Source organism: Acidimicrobium ferrooxidans DSM 10331, assembly GCF_000023265.1.
Lineage (GTDB): Bacteria > Actinomycetota > Acidimicrobiia > Acidimicrobiales > Acidimicrobiaceae > Acidimicrobium > Acidimicrobium ferrooxidans.
This window is the reverse complement of record NC_013124.1, coordinates 2,060,899-2,085,715: the sequence shown is the minus strand read 5'-3', so window position 1 is coordinate 2,085,715 and position 24,817 is coordinate 2,060,899. Positions and strand designations below refer to the sequence as shown.

The window sequence follows — 24,817 nt, the reverse complement described above, 5'->3', positions numbered from 1 at the left end:
GCGTGTGCTGCTGGCGGCCGCTGACGAGTGGTGCCAAGGAGGTCCCTCATGCCAAGGAGTCCGTGGAAGCGCCGCTGGGGCGTTGCGAGTGGCGGCGTGGTCGCCGCTTCTGCGCTGCTCGCCCTCGCGGGCGTCTCGAGTTCAGCGCTCGTTGCGCAGACGAGTCCGATGGGCAATCTGTTCCCCCAGCTCGCCAACGTGAAGGTCGGGTCCGCGACAGCGTCGAACAACGATACGAATCCCTACGGCGTCGCCGTCGTACCGAAGACGATGGGCAATCTCGTCGCAGGCGACGTGCTCGTGGCAGATTTCAACTCGTCGGCCGGCACGTTCGGTGCTGGGACGAGCATCGTCGAGGTCAACCCCACGACCGGTCAATCGACCACCTTCTACCAGAACGCCGACATCACCGGACCGGTGGGGATCGCCATCAACCCCTCGAACGACATCGTCTGGGTCGGCTACTGGGGGAGCACAGCGAACGGTTCAGGTTCTGGGTATGCGGTGATCAACTCCTCGGGCACGCTGATTGCGAACTACACGAGCACAAACTCGACCTTCGCGGGCGTTTGGGGGGCCGCGGTCGCACCGGGTGCCTTCTTCTGGTCGAACGTCGCCGTGTCGAACACCGGCGCTGACGGACAGGTGTGGCGGCTCAACCCCAACCCGACCGGCACGTCCAACGGCCAGCCGCTGAACGCCACCTACACGGCGCTCGCGACAGGGCTCCCGACCAACTCCAACGTCTCCGGTGGTGAAACCGCGTCCAATGCCGGTGGGCCTCAGGGCATGGTGTATGACCCGGCGAACGGGATGCTCTACGTCGCCGACGACGTGAACAACACCATCTATGCGATTCCGAACGCGCTGACCGCGACGACGCCGCAGACCCCCATGGTCGTGTCGCAGAGCCCACTCCTGCAGTCGCCGCAGAACATCGCGATCAATCCGCAGAACGGCGATCTTCTCGTCGTGAACGGTGCGACGAACAACGACCTGCTCGAGATCAACCCGATGAACGGGATGGTCGTCGCGACCCGAGTGCTCGACACCGGCGCTGCCGGCGGCCTCTTCGGCCTCGCCACCGCGACGAACGCGATGGGTCAGCTGCAGGTCTACTACGACGACTCGAACTCCTCGACGCTGAACGCCCTGATGGCGCCGAACACCGCGTACGGTTCGTACGCGTTCGTGCGGGGCAATGGGCACGTGTCGAGCTTCGGTCCGCTGGGTACTGGCCAGCCGGCGGCACCCGCGAGCGGTGTCGTGGGCTATGCGCCTGACCCCGCCATGGCCGGTGCGGGCTGGGAGGTTACGGCGAGCGGCATGGTGATGTCGGTGGGTGGCGCGCCCAGCTACGGATCGGTGCAAACGGCTGGCGTGACGCATCTCGCCGCCCCCATCGTCGGCATCGCCTCCACCCCCGACGGCATGGGCTACTGGCTGGTGGGCGCTGACGGCGGCGTGTTCGCCTTCGGTGATGCGCACTACATGGGGAACACCTACACGGACGGCCTGACGGGGCTCGGTGGAGCTCACCCGCTCGCCGCCCCCATCGTCGGCATCGCCTCCACCCCCGACGGCATGGGCTACTGGCTGGTGGGCGCTGACGGCGGCGTGTTCGCCTTCGGTGATGCCGAGTACATGGGGAACACCTACACGGACGGCCTGACGGGGCTCGGTGGAGCTCACCCGCTCGCCGCCCCCATCGTCGGCATCGCCTCCACCCCCGACGGCATGGGCTACTGGCTGGTGGGCGCTGACGGCGGCGTGTTCGCCTTCGGTGATGCGCACTACATGGGGAACACCTACACGGACGGGCTCACCGGCTTGCACGGAGCTCACCCGCTCGCCCAACCGGTGATCGGCCTCGTGCCCACCCCCGACGGCATGGGCTACTGGCTCCTCGCGGCTGACGGCGGCGTGTTCGCCTTCGGTAATGCCGAGTACATGGGATCGGGTCCGGCGTTTGGCGACACGGGCCCGTTCACAGCCGGGGGTTCGATCAGCGCATAGGTCGGTGCATGTGCGCACGATGCGATGAGGCATCAGGACGGGGCGGGGGCACGGATTGCCCCCGCCCCGTTGCTCGTCTCTGGTGGCGCAGATGCCGTCCCCGTGCCCGTTGTCGGCTTCCCGGGGCCGGTGGGTCGTCGTCGGTCGTCGCGCTGGGTCGTCGGGCCTCGCCCTCTGGCGCACTGGCTTCGGCCCTCGCGCTGCTCGTCTCCGCAGGTGTCGGCGTCTCTCGGAGGCTGGCTAGTCGCGCGGGTGGGCGAGCGCTAGCATGCGGGAGCATGCAGAGCCCCTCTCGCCGGTCGAACGCGTCGCAGGGGTCCGCGCAAGCTCGAGGTCGGATCATCTGGGACTGCTCCTACATCGATCGCGAACCGTGGCGAGCGACAGGGATCCAGAGGGTCGTCCGCGAACTCGGAGAGGCGCTCGTCGTCGAGGGTCGTCGTCGTGGCCGAGACGTGGTGGTGGGCAGCTTGGGGGGCGAGGCCGTTGGCCCGACGGTCTGGGAGCTTGCCCGCATCCCTCGCCCGCAGGACAAGCCGCTCGGCGTGCCCAGGCGGCCGCTCGAGCTGAGCCGTGACGACCTCGTCTTCGTCGCCGACAGCAGCTGGCACCTGGGCCTGAGCTATCGCTTGGCCCCGTGGTGGCTCGAGGGGATGCGACTCGCGGTCCTGCAGCACGACGTCGTCCCTCTCACCCACTCCTGGACCGCCGACGAAGGTCTCGTGCGCCAGTTCGGTCTGTGGATGCTCGAGGTAGGGACGTTCGCAGACGGGGTCGTCGCGGTCTCGCGATCGACGGCAGAGGCGACGAGAGCGATGCTGGCGCGGACGGTGCCGTGGCGTGAGCTGGCCGCTGAGCGTGTGCGCGTCTGCTGGCTCTCGGGCATGCATGCTCGGCAGCCCTCTGCACAGCGGATCGTCGACGTACAGAGCGGTCCGGTCGTCGCGGTCGGGACCCTTGAGCCCCGGAAGAACTACACGACCGTCCTCGACGGCTTCGAGGCTCACTGGCAGGCAGGTGGATCGGTCCCCCTGGTCATCGTCGGTCGGTTGGGATGGCGTGCGAACCATATCGGCGCTCGCATCGAGGAGCTCGTCCAGGCCGGGCGGCCGTTGACCTGGCTTGCAGACGCCTCTGACGAGAAGTTGTGGCGTACCATCATGGGAAGCCGCGCCCTCCTCTCGCTCTCGGTCGAGGAAGGTTTCGATCTCCCGAGCGTGGAGGCGGCGGTCAATGGCGTACCGCTGATCTTGAGCGATATTCCGGTCCATCGCGAACTCTTCGACGGCTATGCCAGATTCGTCGGGCCGGGCGACGCCTCCGCGCTCGCTGCGCTCCTCGGAGAGATCCAGGAGGTCGGGATCACCAATCCGCCGACACACCCGCTCATCGTCGATCGCACGTGGCATGACGGTGCGCGTGAGCTCCTGGAGATCCTCGATGCACTGCCGATGGACGCGGCGATCCGCGCGAGGTGGCGTGAGCGGACCGCTCCGGGAGCAGATGGCCACCCCGGCCCCGCTCGCCATGTCACACCCCCACTCGTGACCCAGCTTGTGGCACGGGCGAGGGTCCTCGTGCGGGGCGGACTCACCGGTTCCCTTGCTCGGGCCGTTGCGGCGCAGGTGCGGGCCCCCGCGACGCGGCGAGCCGTGTTCGAGGTCGCCCAGCGCGTCGACAGGCTTGAGCGCCTCCTCGGCGACCTGGAGTCTGCGGTGAGGGAGAGCACGAAGGCCCAGGGACGTCTTCTTGAGGACACCTACGGGCGCCTCGAGGCATTGGCCTCGCTCGAAGCGCTGTCTGAGCAGCTCGTGCGTGAGGTCGCCGATGTCAAGCATCGGCTCGGAGCCGTCGAGGCACCAGAACGTCGTACCCTGGCTCCCGAGCTTCGAGAGAGGGGCTGACGTGCGCGTCGCCGTCGACCTTCAGGGCGCGCAAGGGGGGAGTGCCAATCGAGGGATTGGACGCTGGGTGCGTGAGTTCACGCGAGCGCTCGTTCGTTCGTTCGACCCCGACACCGAGTGGGTGTGGCTGGTGAGCCCCAACGTGCCGGTGCCACTTTCGTTGCGCGCAAGCGTCGAGGAAGCAGGCGCAGCTCGTCAGCGGTGGACGCCGATTTCGCACGAGCCGCGCCGTGGCCACGAGGGGATGCCGATCGACGCGAGCGGGTGGACGCGTACCTCGCCCGGCGAGGTGGATGTGCTGGTGGTCGCGAGTCCGTTCGAGGGCTTCCAGACCTCGATGACGATGGCCCCGAGCGAGCGTCCTCACTGGGCACGCAGGCTGGTCAGCGTCGTCTACGACCTGATCCCGCTTCGTCACCCGGCGCTGTATCTCGCGCCGCACCCTGCTTTCTATGCCTGGTATCGGCGCCAGCTCGACGTCCTGCGGGCGAGCGACGCCCTGCTGTGCATCTCCCACGCCGTGGCGCTCGACGTCACGACCCTCCTCGGTGTGGAGCCCGAACGCGTGCACGTCGTCGGCTCGGCGCCGTTCGGCGGCGTTGAGACGGGTGAGGTGCGTGGAGACCGAGCCCCTGACGATGCGTCGAGGACGCTGCTCTACGTCTACCATCAGGACTACCGCAAGCGGCCCGAGGTCCTGGTGGACGCCGCCGCCATCGCGATGCGCGAGGACGACCGGCTCCGAGTGCACCTTGTGACCAACGAGGAGGAAGCACCGCGCATCCGCCGGTATGGCGAAAGGGCGGGGATCCCGTCGGATCGCTTGCGGGTCGAGCATGGGTTGAGCGACCAGGAGCTGGTGCGCGCCTATGCGTCTGCCTGGTGCACCGTCATCCCCTCGCTCGACGAGGGGTATGGGCTCCCGGCGGTTGAATCCGTCATGTGTGGTGCGCCGGTGCTCGCGAGCGACGTCGGTGGACTCCCGGAGGCGCTGGGAACTCCCGAGGCGCTCTTTCGGCCAGGTGACGTCGGAGACCTGGTCGGTCTGCTGCGACAATTGACCGCAGTGTCGGGGTGGCGCGAGCAGCTCTTCGAGCGCCAGCGCCAGCACGTGCAGCGTCAGTCGTGGGACCAGGTGGGGCGACGCAGCGCGGACGCGATCGGTGCGGCGCTCGGGACGCCGAGCGTGACCGAGTCCGGACGACCGACGCTGGCACTGCGCTTGCCCCGACTCGAGCCCGACGGACGCTGGGGTGCCGATCGAGCCCATGGGTTGCGGTCGTACCTCGGCGAGCTCGCGTGCGTGCTGGATGCTCGCTTTGACCTCGAGCTCCAGGCGCCAGGCTGGGAGTCGGACGGCATCGTCGGGACGCTGCTGCGGACTGAACTGGGAGCAGGTCACCCCGATCCTGTCTGTACGCTCCACGAGCTGGTGCTCGCACCCGATGCCTTGCACGGTGAGGTCCCGGCGGTGCTCACGAGTTCAGGCCGACGGGTCGTCGAGCTCCACGCTCAGGACGTCGACGTCGCGCGGTTACTCGCCGAGGTGGCGGCTGCCGTTGCTGGGCCAGTGGACCAGGATGCCGTGCTCCGGCTCGGGACACGCTTGAGGCCCCTGACGACGGATCTGCTCACGGTCGTCGCTGGGAGTGACGACGTGCTCGTGCACGATGGTGCTCTTGCGAGGTGGGTCGCTGCATCGGGGGCCGTCCTTCGCGATCAGGAGGTGGTGAGCGAGCCGTATCCGGCGTGGCTCTACCTCGATGATGGTCCGGCGCCTCGTCTCGATCGGCTCGTGGTGCTCGTTGAGCCCAACCCTCGCCCTGACCGCGGCCCGCTCGTGGCGCGCCTTGCCGCGCAGGCGTGTACGGACATCGACGGGGTTCTCCGACTGGTGGGAGGTGGTCGGGCACCGGGCGCTGTCACGACCCTCGCTGGTCGCAGGGTGTGGGTGCGGCCCCTGCCCGATGCCCGCGTCCTCAGAGAGCTTGCGCAGCGATCGCTGTGCGTGGTGGTCGTCGACGATGAGGGGCCGACCGTCGAGTTCGTTGACGACGCAGACCTCGATCGTCGTTGTGTCGTCGTCCGGAGCGATCAGCCCCTGCTCGTTGGCGAACTCGTCGATGCGCTGTGCGCAGCCATCCGCACACCCCGCGACGTCGGCGACGCCCCTCATGCGGCGAGTGATGCTTCCCAAGTCCACGAGCGCTACGACGCCGTGCGTGCGCGGTGGAGTACCCTGCTTGCGACCTACGAGCGACTGGCGGCCAGGGCATCGGTCGGCTCCTCGTGAGCTGTGCCATGCCCGTCTTGTCGCGGCTGCGGGGAGCCCTGAGGGCCCGGCGTTCGCATCAGACCCTCCCGCTCTTGCGCCAGACATCGTGTTGCGTTCGTGGAGCGACTCGGGGGCATCGTCCGGGTTGAGCGTCTATGGGCTGCCGGAAGGCCGTGGCTCCTCGCGAGGGTGCACAGACGTTCGGTCGCTCTGGTGCGAGTCGCATCGGAGTGCGCCAAGGTTGACCGAGGTCTCCACCGACCTGGGGAGCGAGCGACGTTCTCGGGTCGGCGATCGTCGGACTTGCGGCGCGAGGCGGCGACGCTGCCGCCCAGTGGGCGAGGAGTCCGTTGAGTGCTGTGTACTCCTCGGCGCCCCACGCATGACGAGCCCAGGTAGTGGCTCAGACGTGCGGCTGGCTCATCGGGACCTGTTGGCGAGGCAGGCGTACCCAGGCGGTCGCGGCGCAGGCGAGCTCGAGTCCTCGGGTCGTTGGAGCGGTCACCTGGGCCGTCGGCGCGGGTACGACGCGCAGGCTCGCGAGCTCTGCCCCGGGGACGAGGTCGAGGTGGTGGACCTGTCGACCGGCCGTTGGTACGCCCTCGTCGCACCGGAGGTCGGCGAGATGACCGGCCCTTGGGTGCCACGAGAGTGGGGTCCCGTCGAGCGTGGCGGTCAGTGCCTGCGGGTCACCCCCGAGGAGCGTGAGGCGCAGTTCGATCCCGACGATCTCGGTGGTCGGTAGGTCGCTCGGCATCTCGAGGGTGATCTGCGCGGTCTCGGAGTCGAGCAGGACGACGTCGAAACCACCCCCAGCGTCCTCTGGGCCGAGCTGCACGGCGACGAGATTGCACTCGTGGCGCCCCGTTGCGGGCACGACCTCAAGGGTGTCGTCGCGTGCTCGGAGACGCGGGGCGAGGCATCGATCGGTGGCGAGCTGCCACCCGTGCTCGCGGCGAAACGCCATCGACTCGGAGGCGAACCCGAGGTGCCGTGCTGGCCGTGCGTCCGAGCCGCGCGTCGTGAGCTCTGGATGGAGAGCCGTCGCGCTGGTGCAGACGATCGCTCTGCCCCCGTTTGCACGCAGTCGGAGGACGAGATCGGTGTCGCCGAAGGCGACGTCGTAGCGCTCGTCGAAGCCACCGACGGCGCGGAATCGAGCCGCGTCCACCAGCATCAGGGCGCCGGTCACCGAGGTGACGGAGGCGGTCGCAGCACCGCGGCCGCAGTAGCCGAGATCCTCCGCAGGTCGACCCACGTGCAGGTGCTGGAGCGTGCCCAGTGCAGAGCGAACCTGGCCGAGGTGCTGGATGCGCGTACCGTCGGCGCTGAGCAGGCGTGCCCCCGTGACGCGTGCACCGTGGGCAACGTGGGCGCTCACGAGCTCGCGCAGCCAGTCGGTGCCCGTCGGCGCGATGTCGTCGTTCATGAACAACAGGAGTTCTCCGGTCGCATGCTCAGCACCCCTGTTGATCAGGCGGGAGAAATTGAAGGCTCCGTCGTCGCGGACGACGCTCGCCCCCCAGGTCATCGCGTCGGCGAGGAGATGCTCTACGTCTGGGTTGCGAACCCGATGGGCGACCAGAATGAGCTCGACCGGGCCAGGGTAGTCCGCCTCGCGTACGGATCGCAGGGCCGCTTCAAGGTGCTGGGGCGCGTCGTGCGTCGGGATGATCACGGAGACACTCGCCCACGAGGGCGGCCGAAGGCGGTGGTGGAGCACAATCGGGGGCCACTGGCTGTGCTCAGTCTGCGAGGTGCCGACGAGCTCTGCGTTCACCAGTCCAGCGAGGCGGTCGGGCAGCGCAGTCGCCTCGTCCGCATTCCTGGGCCAAGGCGGCGTGACGAGCACGAGTGCGTCGGTGCCTGCAGCGGTGCAGCCCTGCTGGACGAGCTCGGCAACAAGCCCCCAGATCCCCTCGATGCCATGTGGCAGCGGTACCTCTGCAGGCAGTGCATCGCGTCTCACAGCGACGCCGAGGCCGAACGCTGGCGTCGAGAATAGGAGGACGGGATCGAGCTCTCCGTACAGGACAACGTCTCCCACGTCCTGACGCACCTCGATCCCACCCAGAAGCGTGAGGTCGGCGCTCGCTCTGGCGAGCTCTTCTCGCCATCCAGGCAGGAGTGTTGCCCCAGCGGGCAGGAAGAGAACGTGATCGATGTCGGAGAGGGCGTCGTCGGCTGCGGTGTCCGCGAGCATACGCGAGGGGACTCCGGTATCGGTTGCGACGAGGGTGGGTTCGTGTTCTGACGCGAGCAGGCGCCATGGGCCGGGGTCGGTGACGCGCAGCGAGTCGACCGTGGCTGCTGCAGTTTGCGCCTGACCGAGGGTAACGACGGCGATCGACGTGTACGGAGGAGAGGGTTCGACTGTCGCCCGTGCAAGCAAGGTGTGCAGCTCGGTCGGTCTGAGGGGCCGGCCGTCGAGTCGTACCTCGCGGAGGGGTCGAAGTGGATCTGGCAGGGTGGACGACGGGTCGTTCGTGTGTCGCTGGGCTGCCTGGAGTCGCTCGCTCTCACCGTTGAGGGCGAGCAATCGCCGCGCGAGGGTGCGAGCTCGCTCTGCTGCGGCGCATCGGTCGTCGAGAAGATCGCGCGCAGACTCGCCGAGTTCCCGGGATGGTGCTATCAAGAGGGTCGCTGGGGCGTCGAGCGGGTCTTCGATGGTGAGCGTGGTCTTGCCTGGGCCAACGAGCAGCAGCGAACGGCCATCGGGCTCCGGAAGGCTTGCGCTCTCGGGGCCCGTCGCGCTCACGCGAAGGGTCTGGCCAGCGCTCTGCGCAACGGCGCGGAGGGCAAGCACGGAGCGGGAGGGGTTCTTCAGGACGAGTGGCCCCGAGACCTCGGCGGCGGAGAGCGTGAGAGTGAGGTGAACGGTCGGGAGCCAACTCGTGCGAGAGCGGGTCTTGGTCGTTTCAAGGATGAGGTGACTGCGGCGCATCCATGCATTTGGTCGAAACACGAGCACCTCGGGTTGAGTGGGGAGCCAAGGTCGGTCTGAGCAGACCTCAGAGCCGGGACCAACTTCACGGTGGATCCGAGGTCGACACGCTAGTGCCCCCTCGGGGCGGCCAGACCCGCCACGACAGGTCCAGCGAGCGGTCACGTCCAAACGATTGGTGGTTCGGTTCAATCGGTCTTGCAACACCCCTGGCCTTACCCCTCCAGGTTGACACCTGCTACAGGAGGAAGGGATGCACCAGACACCGCCACCACCACCGGGCGACGGCCCCGCTCGACGACGACGCGGCCGTTACCCCAGCCAGTTCCGCAAGGACGCAGCCGCTCTCGTCCTCGACCAGCACCGCACCATCGCCGACGTCGCCCGTGAGCTCGGCATCAACGAGCAGACCCTTGGCAACTGGGTGCGCCAGGAACGCATCGATCGAGGTAAGCGAGAGGGGCTGACCAGCGCGGAGCGCGAGGAGATGACCCGCCTGCGCCGCCAGGTCAAGCAGCTCACTATGGAACGAGACCTGGCGAAACGTTGCCTGGTCTTTGCGGATCCTGCGGGGGGCAACCAGTGACCCGCTACCACTCCGGTTGCCAACCAGGAGGCCAATGGCGTCCCGGTAGCGGTGCCATGCCGAGCAGCCAGGGTCTCCCGCCAGGCCTACTACGCCTGGCGACACCGTCGGGACCGAGCCGAGGACCCCAGCACACCTGGCTCGTCAGCGAAGTCCGGGCCGTCTGGGAGGCGAACGACGGCACCTACGTCGAGCCCCTGAGTTACCCACGAGCTGCGACGACGTGGGTTACTGCGTGAACCACAAGCGAGTGGAACGCCTAATGCGCGAGCTCGAGATGGCAGCTGCCCACGCTGGCGCTTCGTAGTCACGACGAGGCGGGGAGAAGACGCACCCCTCCCGGATCTCGTCTGCCAGGACTCCGCCCCTGGCGAGCCAGGAGTCACTACGCGAGCGACATCACCGACGGCCGAAACGACGAAGGGTTCTGCTACCTCGCCACGGTGGCAGATCGTGGCTCGAGGCGGATCGTGGGCTGGTCGCTCCAGCGTCGCATTCCCGATGACCTGGTGGTCGAGGCGATCTGCGGAGCTCTTCGGACCCGGGGCAGCCTCGCTGGGGCGATCTTTCACAGCGATCGCGCCAACCAGTACCTCTCCCGGAAGGTTTGCCAGCTCTGCGCGACGCTCGGGCTTCGCCAGTCGGTGGGCGGGGTCGCAACCTGCTACGACAACGCCGTGGCCGAGGCCTTCTTCGGGAGCTTGCGAGCGGGAGCTGGTGGCTCGCTACCGCTTCGCGAACCTCGACGAGGCCCGCTCTGCCATCGCTAGCTGGATTCAGCGCTACAACACGGTCCGGCTGCACTCGAGCCTCGGGTACCGACCGCCGATCGAGTACGAGCTCTCCTGGGCCCGGGAGGAGGCGGCCGTGGCCTCAATTCAGACTGTCAAGCACATGGGGGGAAGCCCACGCTACGCGGATCCACCGCTACAAGACGGTCCGCCTCCACTCGACGCTTGGATATTAACGGCCGGCGAGTACGAGCTCTCTTGGGCCGGTCAGGAGGTGGTGTTGGCCTCAATCCGACTGCCAAGCAAATCGGCGAAGCCCAGCCTTCGTGGCGAGGGTGAAGCGCGATTGTGGCGCTTGCTCTCGCATCTCCAATGTCGGCGAAGCCCGCATGCTATTGCTGTTCAGAGACGCTCAGGGCCTGTATCCACACTATCAAGCGAACAAGAGTGTGCTTATCCTTCACAAGAGGGCGTGTCATTCAATGTCGGGCTCAATAAGTTAGCGCTGACCGGATGGTCTCGGCTGGGATATCTTCATTGGGCTTCGTGGTGTTCTCGGAAAGCAGCCGTGCTTCCAGCTTAGAGGTACCATGGTTGTGACATTGATTGCGTCTTTGGGTGCCACGTTGCTTAGTCGGCAGAGACAACAAGCGGGGGAAGGAGTTTAGACCACCGGTATCGGCGATTCATACTGAAGCCGAAATTGCCCTTCGGGGACGAGGTTGGGGTTGTAGAACGGGTCAGCTGCGGCAATGTCGGGGAACAGTGTGGCGAGTCGCTGAAATTCTGATGCGAGCCGTGACCTGCGGGGCAACGTCAAGTCGTCGAAGCCTCGGGTCACTGACTCGAAATGCTTGAGCCTGGCATGCGGGGTGACGATGATCTGATATCCCAGTGCGCCCGCTGCGCGGCAGTAGGCGACGTCGTTGAAACTGACCGCAAGCTGCTCGTCCAACCCACCGACCTCGTCCCAGACTCGACGCGAGGTCAGGAGACAAGCACCAGTGACCGCACTCACGTTGCGCGCGAGTAGTAAGTCTGCATAGTATCCCCAGCTTGCGCCCGGCAGCCCGCTGTAAAGATGTAGCGCCCTGTGGTGTCCAGTCATCACCCCCGCGTGCTGGATACTGCCGTCGGCGTAGTAGAGGTGCGCGCCAACGACGCCCACGTCGGGCAGCGATAGTACCGCGACCATCTCGGTGAGCCAACCAGCGTTGATGACCTCGGTGTCGTCGTTGAGGAGCAGGAGGAGGTCAGCTGCTGCGTAGCGAGCGAGGTTGTTGACTATCCGGGAGTAGTTAAAGGTTTCGCCAGGCGGGCGCCGACGCCGGATCACCCGGACCTTTCCGGTGTGCTCAAGGGTGTCAAGGTATGCGAGCGAGTCCGCGTCGGGGTTGTCGGAGTCGATCGTGATAAGCACTTCGAAGCGGGGGTAGTCGGTGCGTTCGAGGAGCGAGCTGAGGCAGCCGCGAAGTAGCTGATAGTTTCCCGCGGTAGGCAGAAGAATCGAAACTAATGGAGCTGGATCCGGAGTCGGGAGAACGAGTCGGTTGAGATTGGAGGCGCGCGGAATGGGCTCAGCCTTCGCACCTGGCACTGCTGTATCCAAGTAGTCTTGCACGGCATGCCGCCCCGCCAGAACGGCCCAGCTCTTCGATCGGAGTGTGGTTGCCGTCGAGCCATGGATCCGCCGCCAATGATAGAGCAGCCGCGGGATGCGACGTGCGCGCGTGAAGTCTATACCGACGATCGGAAGAAAGCGTAGTGCTAGGTCCCAGTCCTGGGATCCGTCAAACTCTGAGCGCATTCCGCCGAGGCGGCGGACGGTGTCGGTCCGATAGACGCCGAGGTGAGTGACGCAGTTCTTCCCGAGAAGGAGCGCGGGGGAGAGGCTCGGCTTGAAGTAGGGGTCGGAGCGATCACCATCTTCAGTGATCTTGTCTTCGTCGCAGAAGAGCAACTCGACTCCAGGATACTCATGAATCTCTCGAGCGTAGTGGAGGAGTGCGACTTCGGAGATTTCGTCGTCGGCATCCAGATATGCAACAAACTTGCCGTTCGCGAGCGTGAGTGCAGTATTCGAGTTTGCCGAGATACCGCCATTCTCGTCTCGGAAGGCGACCTTGATGCGGGGATCCGCCTCCTGATAGCGGGTAAGGATCGGCCGAATCTCTGGATCGGTTGAAGCATCGTCGGCGATGCACAGTTCCCAGTGGGGATACCACTGCGCCCGTACCGACTCGATCGCGGTTACGAGGTGCCGTATTGGCGTGTTGTAGACGGGCATGAGTACGGAGATCAGTGGTGGGTGTTCCCAGGTGGCGAGCTCTCGGGCGACGCGCTCTCGGTCGTCTTGATTGATCCGCTCGTTGCGTTCGATCCAGCGGGAGAACTCGTCCTCCTGCGGGAGGAGCTCTTGATGAGCTGCGATGGGTGGCAGGTCTGCGTACGCGATTGTGGGAACAATCGCGGCGGCAAGTATGCGAGCCATCGGCTCGCCAAGGTGCAGCGCTGGCTTGACGCGTGGTGCGGAAATGGAGGTGATCCCGTTGAGGCCCACGAGCAGCAGCTCGTGGCGAGCAGCTTGCTTGTTGACGTGGAACAGGACTCGGATCTGGCCCTCTGGGTCGACCTTGCCTGGAATCTGTTGGCTGTAGCGTTGGTGGTCTTGTGTCTCGGTGATGATGTAGGGGCGCATTTTCGAGAGGTCGGAGGTGGTGGTGACCGTGCAAGTCAGCTCGTACCACCCGGGAGGCCGAGGTGCGCCTTCGATTGCAAAGCGCATTCTGCCACCGAGAGCCACGAAGCTGTCGGTCTCGAAGAGTGACTCGCCAACACCCTGAAGGGGCTGCAGTGTGACACGGAACGTCTGTGTGAAGCGTCTCCAGTTCGCCACTCGACGCATCCACCAGAGGAAGCCGCGAGCGGGAGCGGTGAGTTTCCAGGTCTCCGATTGGAGGATCTCGTCGCGTTGAGCCGTGACTGACGCAAGGTGTTCTGCGAGGGCTGCGGCCGAGTGCGACGACTGGCCAAGGCGTGCCTCGAGGTCTACCACCTTGGCTTCTAACTGTTCGGCCTCCGCCTCCTTACGCTCGAGCGCTCGTTCGTAGCGGTAGGTGAGGTCGAGTACTTGTTGGCGCAAGGTGGCTACTTCCTCGGAAATAGCTGGGGCTGCAGTGGTATTCGCAAGCTCATCTCGAGCGCGCTGGAGATCGCCGAAGAGTTGGCATCTCGTTCCAAGCGCCTCATAGAAGGAGTGCAGGATCTCAGGGTTCGCTTTGGCGTCTTCGAAGAAGCTAGCTAGGCTGTCTGGCAGCTCCTTGCCGACGCCGAGCACTCCGAGACCAAAGGAATGCATGAAGCCGAAGGAAGGGTACTGCGCAGCGATCTCCTCCCAGAAGCGCCAGACGCCAAACCCCCGGTCGGTGACTGCGATGTCATGGAAGAGCACGACGGCCCGCTCACTCAGTTTGGGGAGCCAGCATCCAAAGTCCGACCTGACAGCCTCGTAGGTGTGGTAGCCGTCCACGTGGAGAAGGTCGATGCTGCCGTCCTCGAACTGCTCGATAGCCTCGGCAAATGTGGTGCGTAATGGCTTTGAGAAGTCTTGATAGTGCTCGCGGTTGTACGCAGAGAAGTCTTCGTAGATCTCTTCCCCATAGAACCCGGCGTGAGCGTCGCCCTTCCAGGTGTCCACGCCGTAGCACCTGGTGTCAAGTCCGAGAGACTTGACGGCCTGGCAGAAGGCGAAGTAGGAGTCCCCGCGGTGGACACCGAGCTCGACGAAGACCGACGGCTCGAGTGCTTCGACGATCCAGAAGGCGAAGGGGATGTGCCCGTGCCATGAGTTGACCTCGGTAAGCCGTTCTGGAAGCTGAAAAACCGCCTGACCGACGGGGAAGCGCAGGAGACTAGGCATTGGTCGGTACCTTAGCAGCGTCCGAAGGATGGAACGCTGATCCAGGCGCCCGTGGCCATCGGGCACCGTCGCTCGTGCTGTGGGGTCGAAGTGTGCTGCATAGGGTCGTTCTCGTCTCGCCGATAGGACAGGACCAAACCCAGCGCGTGAACTTGTCGAAGGGAAGCCCAGGGTCCAGCAGCGGTGCGTACGGTCCTGGCTCGATCGAACCCTCAGAGTCTCCTCGCCGTCGAGCGGGAGCGGAGCTACCTATCGTGCTAGGCCCCGGAGTCGTAGGATCCGAGATTTCAGTCGAGCGATCCACTGGATGCGTGGTCTGCCGCGACAGCGCGCGCTCGGCGATGGGCGCTCGCATAGGGGTCGTGTCGGAGCGGCACCAATGTTCGATCGACCTTCGCGACCGCGGTGTAGTTCGTGTCGCAGACGTTGGCCAGCGGTGAGGTCGCGGCTTGTGAGACGAGCTGGTAGGCGTCCATGATGTCGAGTTCGCACAGATCCGCTACCCACTCCACCATGTCCTTGTGGGCGATGCGGAAGGCATCTTCGAGTGGTCGAGCCGAGCCGGTCGTCATGAGGAACTGATCGGACTCGAGCCGCGGCCACGGGGTTGCGGTCTGCTTGAGGAGATCGACGTAGACCACCGTGTTCATCGCACACTCGACGGCAACCCCGCAGCTCTCGCCCTCGCCCTGGCGCGCGTGGCCGTCACCGAGGGAGAACATCGCTCCCTCCACGTTCACGCCAAAGTACGCCGTCACGCCCGCGCGCATCTCGGGCGTGTCCATGTTGCCGCCGTGGGCATCAGGCACGAGGGCCGAGCGTACTTCGAGATTCGCGGGAGCAACCCCGACTGTTCCGTGCATCGGGTCCATGGGGAGCTCGATCGTGGTGTCGCCCTTCGACGCTCGGAAGCGGCACGTGCGGCGCTCGCGATCGAGTTCCCAGATCCACACGATCTCCGGTAAAGGTGGCTGCAACGTTGCGGTGAGGTGGGTCGAGGTGAGCGCGCCGAAGAGCGGCACGGTCGTCGAGACCGCCCAGTCTCGTGCCGGCTCGATCGAGATGAAGTGCACGATGAGGGTGTCGCCGGGCTCGGCGCCCTTGATCGCGAACGGGCCGGTCTGGGGATTGAGGAAGGGGAACTCGCAGACCTCCGAGACGAGGTCCGTCGTGCGGCGTACCCGTCCAGCAAAGCAGTCCTCGGTGAACACTTCGAGAATGGTGCCGGGTTCGATCTCTGCGACGGGGTCTGCTCCCCCGAAGGTCCAACACAGCTGGTCAGGGGTTGGCGTGAAGGAAACGACCGGTACTGCCATCTCATGCCTCCTCGACATCGAGGACGTCGTCGAGGTAGACCTCGGCAATCCGTCCGACGGCCTGTGGCGCACGTGCACGCAGGTTCAAGAACACGACGATCCCCACGACCAGCCACACGGCGACGATGGGACCAGCGTAGGACGCCGGTGGGGTCAGCGGTGAGATGAACGAGAAGACAGCGATGCCGGCCCCGGCGAGGAGCGCGGGGAGGAGGAAGGCGATGGCGACGATCGGCGCGAGGCCGTGGAGGAGTGGGTTGAAGCGCTCTCCATTTGCGCGACGTGCGAAGTAGACGAGTGCAGCGAGGTTCATGACGATGTAGACCGCGACGACGACGATGGTGATGATCGTGCCGTCGAGAGCGAAGCCGTTCTCCGGTCCGAAGGCGAGCCCCAGGATGAGTGTTGCGACGGCGGAGACGATGATTTGGGAGTAGACGGCGACGTGGGGAACCTTCGTCTTCTCGTGAACCCGTCCGAGCAGGGTGGGGAACACCCCAATGCGTCCGAGCGCAAAGGCCATCCTCGTCGACACCGACGTACCCGCATTGGCGTTGCCGATCGTCGAGTTCAAGATGGCGAGGAACACGAGCACCCAGAAGATACCGAAGAAGCTCCTCGAGAGACCAATCCACGACTCGGCGCCAGCCCCGGCAAAGGACGCGAAGTGGCTGGGTCCGGCGGCGACCTCGGCGGCGTAGGTGGTGAAGACGTAGATGAGGCCGATGATAAGGGTCGAGCCGAGAATGGCGAAGCGGACGGTGCGCTTCGGATCGCGCGCCTCCTCGGCGAGCGGAGCGGCTGCCTCGAAGCCCGCGAAGGCGAGGAGGCTGTAGACGGAGCCGGCGAACACGCCGGTCAGGCCGGGGAACGCATGGGGGGTGTCTCGGGTCGTGAACGGCGTCAACGAGTTGTGCGAGCCGGCGTGGATGATGAACAGGATCGCTGCGACGACGAACACGGAGATCTCGATCGCGCCGAGGATGGTCCCGGCCTTGGCCGATGTCGAGATACCGAGCAACGCCAAGGTTCCCACGAGCGCGATACCCGCGAGCGACCATGGCCACCAGAGCGATGCCGGGTAGCCGAACTCGCTGTGGAGGGTCCCCGCGACCGTGAAGCCGAGCTGCAGAAACAGGAGTGCGGGCACCAGGGCGTAGACGAACACGTAGGACCAGCCAACGAAGAAGCCGACGATGGGGTGGAGTGCCTTCGATGCGTAGGTGGCGAACGACCCAGCTGACGGGAACCGAGAGGCGAGCTCACCGATCGAGAGGGCAGTGAGCAGGCTTCCGATCAGCGCCACGACGACCGCGAGGGCAAGCGCTCCCCCAGCGAAGCCTGCACCGGCCGGGATCGAAGCCGCGATGGCGGCGCCGGGTGCCATCGCGGTGACGCTCTGGAAGAGGACCTCGCGCCGTCCGATGGCGTTGGCGGAGAGGCGGTGCTCGGAGGACGTGGACACAGAGAACTCCTTCGTGGTGGCAGGTTCAGACGACGTGACGTGGGGGATGGGGCCGTGGGGAACGGCCCCATCTGGATGGTGGTCGAGAGATGCCTAGTCGGCCGGCGCCGGCTGCCCCTGGCTGCTGGGCGTCGGCGCGCTCGGGAGGGTGAGGCCTTCGTCGCGCGCGATGGCCGCTCCGATGCGCTCCGCGCTTCGCCGTGCGGTGATGACGCCGATCGCACCGACCACGATCCAGGCGGCTGCCACGATCGGGAACCAAAGCGCGGCACCTGTCGGCAAGGGCAGGATGTTGCGATAGAGCGTGTAGGCGATGACGACGCCCGCGAGTACCGGGACGACGATCTCCCACGCCGCCACGGTGTGCTCCTTGAAGAACAGCAACCGGATCGCACCGACGGTGGCGAGGAGGTAGACGACGAGGATGATGAGGGTGCCGATGGTGCCGAACCAGGCGAAGACATCGAAGGCGGTCGCGCCGAACGCGATCGCGCTCAGCCAGGTGATGCCGAGCATCGCGACGACGACGGCCAGGGTTGCACGAACGGGCGCACCGGAGCGCTCCGAGGCCACCCCGAGCCCACTCGCACCGCGAGCGTCGCGCCAGAGGGAGAAGGTGAGCCGGCTGGCCCCGACCGTCGAGGCGAGCGAGCAGCCAAAGGCCGAGATCACGGTGCCGAGCGTCACGACGTTGCCGAGCCAGGCCGCGAGATACGTCGTCCCGAGCGCGCCGAGCAGCGATCCCGTCGCGGCGAAGCGGGCGAGGTCGTGTGGGGTGGTGCCAAATCCCATCACCTCGGCCGCGGTCACGACGATGAAGTACACGCCGCCGAAGACCGCTGTTCCCACGATGGCCCGTGGGATGTCACGCCGTGGTCGCTTCGACTCCTCGCCGAGCGTTGCCGATGCCTCGAAGCCTGCGAACGACAAGAACCCGAAGACGACCCCGAGGAACAGTGCCGAGACGCTGATGCCATGGGGAACGCTGAAGACGCTCCAGGTGAAGTGCTGCCCGCTCGGGCCATGTCCCACCGCGAGTTCGATCAGGGTCGCCACCGAGATCACGATGATGAGCGCCACGGTCGTGAGCTCCGTGACGAGCAGCACGTGCGTCGCGTTGCGAGCTGGTCGTGCTGCGAGGATGGCGACGCCGACGACCTCGATCCCCGAGAGCAGGAACGGGGCCCAGGCAGGAGGAGAGTGCCAGATCGACAGCGCCTGGAGGAGGGCTGTCAGGAAGATGCCTGACGCCATGATCGTGAGCAGACCGTAGGACACATACGTACCGATCAGCGACCAGCCGGCCACCACGCCCCAGCGTGGCCCGAGGGTCGCGCCGACGAAGCCGTACACACTCCCTGCGTGGTTGAAGCGCTGGGTGAGTCGGGCGAAGACATAGGCGATGAAGAGCACCGCAACGAACGCCAGGACGAAGGTGAGTGGGATCGCGCGTCCCACCGTTCCGATCGCACCTTGAGGATTGATATTGGCGGCCATCGACGGAGCCATGAGCGCAACGGAGACCCCGACGACCTGCCAGAGCGACAGATTGCCCCTGAGCTTGGTGGAACCACCGGCCATACGTCCCCCTCTCGACGGTGCACGTATGGTAGCTGTTACTGAAGTTTCAGCGCAAGGGATTGTTGTTACGATTGTGTCACAGCGCTGGCCCGGGCGACCTGTGTGCGCTACGTTCGGAGCCGCATCGGCCAGAAGGAGGCGTGGTGGTCGTCGACGAGTCGCAGCAGCGAGCACAGCGCGATCTGGAGGACCGCTCGGGGAGCGACGTTTCGGCGCTCGGTGACGCTCGCCAGGTGGCGCTGGTCTACGTGGACCTTGCCGGGATCGCACGGGTGAAGACGATTCCGGCCGAGGGCTTCGCCGTGGCGTGCGACGCCGGTGTCGGCATGAGCCCGGTCTTCGACGCCTTTCTCACCGACGACTCCATCACCTCCTCGAGCGTGAGCGGTGGCCCGATGGACGACCTCCGGCTCCGTCCCGACCCCCGGTTCCTGAGGCCGCTCGCGCCGCTCGATGGATGGGCCTTTGCGCCGGTGGACCGCTTCCGCCGCGACGGCACTCCCTACGAGCTCTGCACTCGCTCGGCGCTCCAGCGCGAGGTTGCCCTGCTCGCCGATGCGGGTGCCAGCGCGACGATGGGGATCGAACTCGAGTGGGTCGTCGGCCTCGCCGGTCAAGACGACTTCGTGCCCGCGACGTCGGGGCCGGCCTATGGACTGTCGCGCGTGATCGAGCTCGCCGACTATCTCCGGTCGTTGTACGACGCCCTCGAGACGGCGGGCCTCGCGGTGGCACAGCTCCATCCGGAGTACGCACCGGCGCAGTTCGAGCTCTCGCTCGCCCCGAGCGATCCCGTGGGAGCCGCCGATGCCTCCGTGCTTGCCCGCTCCGTGATCCGGGCCGTCGGAGAGCGCTACGGGCTGCGAACGTCGTTCGCGCCGGTGGTGGACGTCGGTGGGGTCGGCAACGGCGGACACATCCACCTCGGTCTCTACCGTGACGGCGAGCCGATCTTTGCCGGCGGCGACGGGCCTGGCGGCGTGCGTCCCGAGGGTGAGTCGGTGATCGCGTGGCTGCTCGAGGAGCTCCCCGCGATCCTCGCGATCGCAGCCCCCCATCCGGTCTCGTACCTCCGGCTCGTGCCCAGCCACTGGGCAGGTGCGTATCGCGTCTGGGGGATCGAGAATCGTGAGGCGGCCCTACGCCTCGTGCCTGCGGCCACGCTGGTCGATGGCCGCGCGGCAAACGTCGAGCTCAAGGGCGCCGATCTCGGTGCCAACCCGTATCTGCTCGCCACCTCCCTCCTCGGCATCGCGCGCCATGCGCTCGCGGACCCGAGGACGCCGCCGCCTCCCGTCGAGGGCGATCCCGCGCACCACGGGGGCCTCGAGCGACTGCCTGGTGATCTCGCCGCCACCCTCGGCGCACTGCGCTCCTCGGAGCTACTCCAAGATGTCCTGGGCAGGTCCTTCCTCACGGCCATCGGCGCTGTCCGTGAGGCCGAGCTCGCTCGCTTTGCCGACGCGACGCCCGAGGAGCTGGTCGCGGCGATGCGTTGGAGCTGGTCATGACGTCGCTCGCCGAGCGGGTGCGTCGAGTCGCACCCGAGCTCGGCCCCGCCCAGCGCCGTGTGGCCGAAGCGGTGTTACGGGAGTACCCGGTCGTCGCCCTCGAGCGACTCGCGGACATCGCAGCGCTCGCTGACGTCTCGCCCCCGACGGTCCTGCGCTTCGTCGCCAAGCTCGGCTTCAGCTCGGTCGAGGAGTTCCGGTCGGCGGCGCGCGAAGAGATCGGCGAGCGGCTCGCCTCGCCGCTCGAGCGCCTCGAGGTCACCGGGCCGGGTGACGTTGGCTCGGCCGAAGCCGACCTCATCGACCAGATCCGCCGCTCGTTCGTCGGGCTCGCGCCCCAGTCGCTCGACACCGTCGTCACCCTGCTCGCCGACGTCCGCCGTCCGGTGGTGGTGTCCGGTGGGCGCGTGAGTGACGTCGTCGCGCGTCACCTCGCCTGGACGCTCGAGGTCCTGCGACCGTCGGTGCGCCACGTGCCGCCCGAGGCCGGCGCTCGTGTGAATGCCCTGCTCGACGTGGATGCCTCGACGACGGTGGTCGCCTTCGACTTCGTCCGCTACCAGCTCGAGACCGCCCGGTTCGTCACGGCCGCCAGTCAGGCGGGCGCGACCGTCGTGCTCGTGACCGACCCTGGACTCAGCCCGGCCGCGCCAGGCAGCTCGGTGGTGCTCACCACCCAGGTCGACGGACCCGGGATCTTCGATGCGCTCACGCCGGCCCTCGCGCTCGTCGAGGCGATCATCGCCGCCGTGGTGCAGCGCATCGGCGAGCCGGCGCGTCGTCGACTGGCTCGCTACGAGGAGCTGACCCGAGCCCTCGTCGAGGTGGAGCGGTGAGGAACCCGCTCGCGCCCGCCAGTGTGCTCGCGGAACGCTTGGCAGACGTCCCCCTCCTCGACCATCACTGTCATGGGATCGTACGCGAAGCCCCCGATACCGACACGGTGCTCGACCACCTCACCGAAGCCCCCGATCGCCTCGCGGCTCGTACCACCCCGCTCGAGTCCTCGCTCGGCATCGGCGTGCGCGCAGCGCTCGGCCTCGTGCTCGGGCTCGAGGCCCCGGTTCGAAGTGAGGACTACCTCACGGCGCGCGCCGCGTACGCACCGGAGGACCTGTTTGCACGCTCGCTCGCCACGGGCGGCGTCCGTGGGCTGCTCGTCGACACCGGCTTTCGTTCCGAACTCGTGCTCGAGCCCGCCGAACTCGAGGCGGCGAGCGGGGTACCCGCGCTCGAGGTGGTCCGACTCGAGGCGATCGCAGAACGTGTGCTCGCCGACCTCGGTGCGACGGCGGACTTCCGGGCTGCGCTCGAGGCGGCCGTCGCCCGGGCCGCGCGGCGGGCGGTCGCCTACAAGTCGGTGGCTGCCTATCGCAGTGGCCTCGATCTTCCCGATCGACCTCCCGCGCCGCGAGCGCTCGAGACGGCACTCGCACGGATCCTCGACGAACGCGACCGTGGACATGGGGTGCGCGTCGTCGACCGGGACCTCGTCGCGGCGATCGTGTGGGCCGCACTCGAGGTGGCACCCCTGCCGCTCCAGTTCCACGTCGGCATCGGCGATCCGGACGTTCGCCTGGCACGCGGTCACCCTGGTGAGCTCCAGCCCTTCATCGAGGCCATCGCTCCCCATGGCGTGCGCCTCGTGCTGCTGCACACCTATCCCTTCCATCGCGAGGCGGCACTCCTCGCCCACGACTATCCGCACGTCTTCGTGGATCTCGGCCTCGCGGAGTCCTTCGTGGGCCCGGCAGCCCCGGCGGTGCTCGCCGAGATGCTCGAGCTCGCCCCGTGGGGCAAGCTCTGCTACTCCTCGGACGCGTTCGGCCTCCCCGAGCTCTACGCGCTCGGTGCGCTCGGCCATCGGCGCGCCATGGCCGCCTACCTCGAGCCCCTGCTCGCCGAGGGCTGGATTGCGGAACGAGAGGCGTTTCGACTCGCCAGGCTCGTCGCCTACGAGAACGCCCTCGCGCTCTACGAACTCCCGTGGCCGCTCCCGACGACGTGACGCACCCCGGGGCTTCCCGAGGTGCGTCGTCGGTCGTGCCGTGTGCTCAGCGCAGCACGATGGCGCCGTCGGCCGCGTCGACCACGACCGTGTCTCCCTCGCCGTAGCGCCCTTCGAGAAGCGCTCTGGCCAGCGGGTCGCCGACGAGGCGTTGGATGGCTCGACGCAGGGGTCGAGCACCGAAGGCCGGATCCCAGCCGCGCTCGGCCAGCAGGGCCGCCGCGGCGTCGGTGACCTCGAGACCGAGTGAGCGCTCGGCGAGCCGACCGGCGAGTTGGGCCATCTGGCGGTCGACGATGGCGCGGATCTGGTCCGAGGTGAGCTCGTGGAAGCGCACGATCTCGTCGATGCGGTTCACGAACTCGGGCTTGAAGAAGCGCCGCGGATCGTCGGCGAGGTTCGAGGTCATGATGAGGATGGTGTTCGTGAAGTTCACCACCCGCCCCTGACCGTCGGTGAGGCGGCCGTCGTCGAGGATCTGGAGGAACACGTTGAACACGTCGGCGTGCGCCTTCTCGATCTCGTCGAAGAGGACCACCGCGTAGGGACGGCGCCGCACCGCCTCGGTGAGCTGTCCGCCCTCGTCGTAGCCGACGTAGCCAGGGGGCGCACCGACGAGGCGCGAGACGCTGTGACGCTCCTGGTACTCGCTCATGTCGATGCGGATCATGGCTCGCTCGTCGTCGAAGAGGTACTCCGCGAGCGCCTTGGCGGTCTCGGTCTTGCCGACGCCCGTCGGGCCGAGGAAGAGGAAGGAGCCGATGGGGCGGTTCCGATCGGCGATGCCGGCACGGCTGCGCCGGATGGCGTTCGCCACCGCGTCGATCGCCTCGTCTTGACCCACCACCCGCGCACGCAGTGCGTCTTCGATGTGGAGCAGCTTCTCGGTCTCGCTCTCGAGGAGCTTGGTCACCGGGATGCCGGTCGCGGCCGCGACCACCTCGGCGATGTCCTCGGGGTCGACCTCCTCCTTGAGCATGCGCCGGCCACCCTGGCGCTTCGAGAGTTCTTCGGTCGCCTCCTCGATCTCGCGCTCGAGGCGAGGGATCTCGCCATAGCGCAGCTCGGCGGCGCGGTCCAGCATGCCTTGGCGCTCGTAGGCTTCCGACTGGGCACGCAGCTCCTCGAGGTGCTCCTTGCGCTGGCGGATGACGTCGATCGCTTCCCGTTCGGCTTGCCACTGGCGGGTCAGCTCACTGAGCTCGAGCTTCGTGGCCTCGATGTCCTGGTCGAGGCGGGTGAGGCGCTCGCGTGAGGCGCGGTCGGTCTCGGTCGCGAGTGAGATGCGCTCGATCTCGAGCTGGCGCAGACGGCGCTCGACGGAGTCGATCTCCTCGGGTCGCGAGTCGATCTCCATGCGCAGTCGGGCCATGGCCTCGTCCACGAGGTCGATCGCCTTGTCGGGCAAGAAGCGATCGGTGATGTAGCGATCCGACAGGACCGCGGCAGCGACCAGGGCGGCGTCTTGGATCCGCACGCCGTGGTGCACCTCGTAGCGCTCCTTCAAGCCGCGCAGGATCGCGACCGTCTCCTCGACGCTGGGCTGGTCGACCATGACCTTGGCGAAGCGTCGCTCGAGTGCGGCGTCGGACTCGATGTGCTTGCGATACTCGTCGAGGGTGGTCGCGCCGATCATGCGCAGCTCGCCGCGCGCGAGCATGGGCTTGAGCATGTTGGAGGCGTCGAGCGATCCCTCGGCCGCACCCGCACCGACCACGGTGTGGAGCTCGTCGATGAAGGTGATGACCTCGCCTTCGCTCTGGCGAATGGCGTCGAGCACGCTCTTGAGGCGTTCCTCGAACTGACCGCGGTACTGCGCTCCTGCGACCATGGAGCCGAGATCGAGCGCGATGATCCGCTTGCCGCGCAGGCCTTCGGGCACGTCACCTTCGACGATCCGGCGTGCGAGCCCCTCGACGATCGCGGTCTTGCCGACGCCGGGTTCGCCGATGAGGACCGGGTTGTTCTTCTGCCGACGCGAGAGGATCTGGATGACCCGACGGATCTCTTCGTCACGGCCGATCACGGGGTCGATGGAGCCTGCGCGTGCAGCCTCGGTGAGGTCGCGCCCGTACTTGGTGAGCGCTTCTAGGGTGTCCTCGGGGTCGGCCGAGGTCACACGGCGTCCGCCACGCACGGCGTCGATCGCCTGGCGCAGCGTCGCCTCGTCGACCTTGAGCACGGCCGCCATGGCGAGCAGGACGTGCTCGACGGAGAGGTAGTCGTCGCCGTACTCACCGCGCAGCTGCTCGGCGCGCTCGAGCACCCGTGCGAGCGCCGCCGATCCTGCCGGTTCGGCCGCTTGGCCGTAGGCGCGTGGTAGGCGCTCGAGGGCCTCGAGGAGCTGGTTGCGCACGCTGGCGGGAGCGATCCCGGCTCGCGAGAGGACGGCGAGCGCCATCCCGTCGGGTTGGCCGAGCAGGGCGAGCGCGAGGTGCTGCGGGGTGACCTCGGGGTTCTGGCGCTCGGTGGCGAGGCGCTTCGCATCCTGCAGCGCCTCTTGGAGCTTGTGGGTGAAGTGATCGGTTCTCATGGTTGCCTCCGGGCCGGCCTCGGGCCGG

Annotated in this window: 15 protein-coding genes; 9 read left to right on the top strand and 6 right to left on the bottom strand. The window is 67.0% G+C overall.

All coding sequences use genetic code 11. The features are described 5' to 3' along the window. The first annotated feature begins 48 nt into the window (after nucleotides 1-48). The 3 genes from AFER_RS10235 to AFER_RS10225 all read left to right on the top strand — a co-directional run bounded on the left by AFER_RS10235 (nucleotide 49) and on the right by AFER_RS10225 (nucleotide 6,213). The gene (locus AFER_RS10235) at nucleotides 49-2,016 is read left to right on the top strand and encodes an NHL repeat-containing protein (protein ID WP_015799356.1); all 1,968 of its coding nucleotides are present in this window, start codon (nucleotides 49-51) and stop codon (nucleotides 2,014-2,016) included. 278 nt (nucleotides 2,017-2,294) lie between these two features. After that, the gene (locus tag AFER_RS10230; RefSeq protein ID WP_015799355.1) at nucleotides 2,295-3,920 is read left to right on the top strand and encodes a glycosyltransferase; all 1,626 of its coding nucleotides are present in this window, start codon (nucleotides 2,295-2,297) and stop codon (nucleotides 3,918-3,920) included. Nucleotides 3,921-3,987: 67 nt separating this feature from the next. After that, a complete protein-coding gene (locus AFER_RS10225; protein ID WP_171789000.1) occupies nucleotides 3,988-6,213 on the top strand; it encodes a glycosyltransferase in 2,226 nt (741 codons plus the stop codon). Between the two features lie 385 nt (nucleotides 6,214-6,598). Here AFER_RS10225 and AFER_RS11355 read toward each other — a convergent pair whose 3' ends face one another. Then, on the bottom strand, nucleotides 6,599-9,139 hold the full coding sequence (locus tag AFER_RS11355) for a glycosyltransferase (RefSeq protein WP_049755499.1): 2,541 nt from the start codon (nucleotides 9,137-9,139) through the stop codon (nucleotides 6,599-6,601). 253 nt (nucleotides 9,140-9,392) lie between these two features. Here AFER_RS11355 and AFER_RS10215 point away from each other — a divergent pair, with 253 nt between their 5' ends. The 3 genes from AFER_RS10215 to AFER_RS13035 all read left to right on the top strand — a co-directional run bounded on the left by AFER_RS10215 (nucleotide 9,393) and on the right by AFER_RS13035 (nucleotide 11,039). Beyond that, on the top strand, nucleotides 9,393-9,725 hold the full coding sequence (locus AFER_RS10215; protein WP_015799352.1) for a transposase: 333 nt from the start codon (nucleotides 9,393-9,395) through the stop codon (nucleotides 9,723-9,725). 284 nt (nucleotides 9,726-10,009) lie between these two features. Continuing rightward, nucleotides 10,010-10,495: a DDE-type integrase/transposase/recombinase gene (locus AFER_RS12475; RefSeq protein WP_342606825.1), complete on the top strand. Its 486-nt coding sequence runs from the start codon at nucleotides 10,010-10,012 to the stop codon at nucleotides 10,493-10,495. Next, a complete protein-coding gene (locus AFER_RS13035; RefSeq protein ID WP_171788998.1) occupies nucleotides 10,443-11,039 on the top strand; it encodes an integrase core domain-containing protein in 597 nt (198 codons plus the stop codon). Before AFER_RS12475 ends, AFER_RS13035 begins: the two co-directional genes overlap by 53 nt. Before the next feature lie 81 nt (nucleotides 11,040-11,120). Here AFER_RS13035 and AFER_RS11350 read toward each other — a convergent pair whose 3' ends face one another. The 4 genes from AFER_RS11350 to AFER_RS10190 all read right to left on the bottom strand — a co-directional run bounded on the left by AFER_RS11350 (nucleotide 11,121) and on the right by AFER_RS10190 (nucleotide 18,737). Beyond that, on the bottom strand, nucleotides 11,121-14,375 hold the full coding sequence (locus tag AFER_RS11350; RefSeq protein WP_015799351.1) for a glycosyltransferase family 2 protein: 3,255 nt from the start codon (nucleotides 14,373-14,375) through the stop codon (nucleotides 11,121-11,123). Nucleotides 14,376-14,662: 287 nt separating this feature from the next. Beyond that, on the bottom strand, nucleotides 14,663-15,691 hold the full coding sequence (locus tag AFER_RS10200; RefSeq protein WP_015799350.1) for an acetamidase/formamidase family protein: 1,029 nt from the start codon (nucleotides 15,689-15,691) through the stop codon (nucleotides 14,663-14,665). 1 nt (nucleotide 15,692) lies between these two features. Beyond that, on the bottom strand, nucleotides 15,693-17,156 hold the full coding sequence (locus tag AFER_RS10195) for an APC family permease (RefSeq protein WP_015799349.1): 1,464 nt from the start codon (nucleotides 17,154-17,156) through the stop codon (nucleotides 15,693-15,695). Nucleotides 17,157-17,249: 93 nt separating this feature from the next. Continuing rightward, a complete protein-coding gene (locus tag AFER_RS10190; RefSeq protein ID WP_015799348.1) occupies nucleotides 17,250-18,737 on the bottom strand; it encodes an APC family permease in 1,488 nt (495 codons plus the stop codon). Nucleotides 18,738-18,880: 143 nt separating this feature from the next. Here AFER_RS10190 and AFER_RS10185 point away from each other — a divergent pair, with 143 nt between their 5' ends. From AFER_RS10185 to AFER_RS10175, 3 genes are read left to right on the top strand one after another with little or no spacing between them, the layout of a single operon-like run. Next, nucleotides 18,881-20,248 (top strand): type I glutamate--ammonia ligase, encoded by a 1,368-nt coding sequence (locus AFER_RS10185; protein ID WP_015799347.1) that lies wholly within the window; start codon nucleotides 18,881-18,883, stop codon nucleotides 20,246-20,248. Next, nucleotides 20,245-21,084, top strand: a complete 840-nt coding sequence (locus AFER_RS10180) for a MurR/RpiR family transcriptional regulator (protein ID WP_015799346.1) — start codon at nucleotides 20,245-20,247, stop codon at nucleotides 21,082-21,084. The genes AFER_RS10185 and AFER_RS10180 overlap by 4 nt, the downstream gene beginning before the upstream one ends. Further along, nucleotides 21,081-22,256: an amidohydrolase family protein gene (locus tag AFER_RS10175; protein WP_015799345.1), complete on the top strand. Its 1,176-nt coding sequence runs from the start codon at nucleotides 21,081-21,083 to the stop codon at nucleotides 22,254-22,256. Before AFER_RS10180 ends, AFER_RS10175 begins: the two co-directional genes overlap by 4 nt. 46 nt (nucleotides 22,257-22,302) lie before the next feature. Here the strand turns inward: AFER_RS10175 and AFER_RS10170 are convergent, their stop codons facing one another. Beyond that, nucleotides 22,303-24,789: an ATP-dependent Clp protease ATP-binding subunit gene (locus AFER_RS10170; protein ID WP_015799344.1), complete on the bottom strand. Its 2,487-nt coding sequence runs from the start codon at nucleotides 24,787-24,789 to the stop codon at nucleotides 22,303-22,305. Nucleotides 24,790-24,817: the final 28 nt, after the last annotated feature.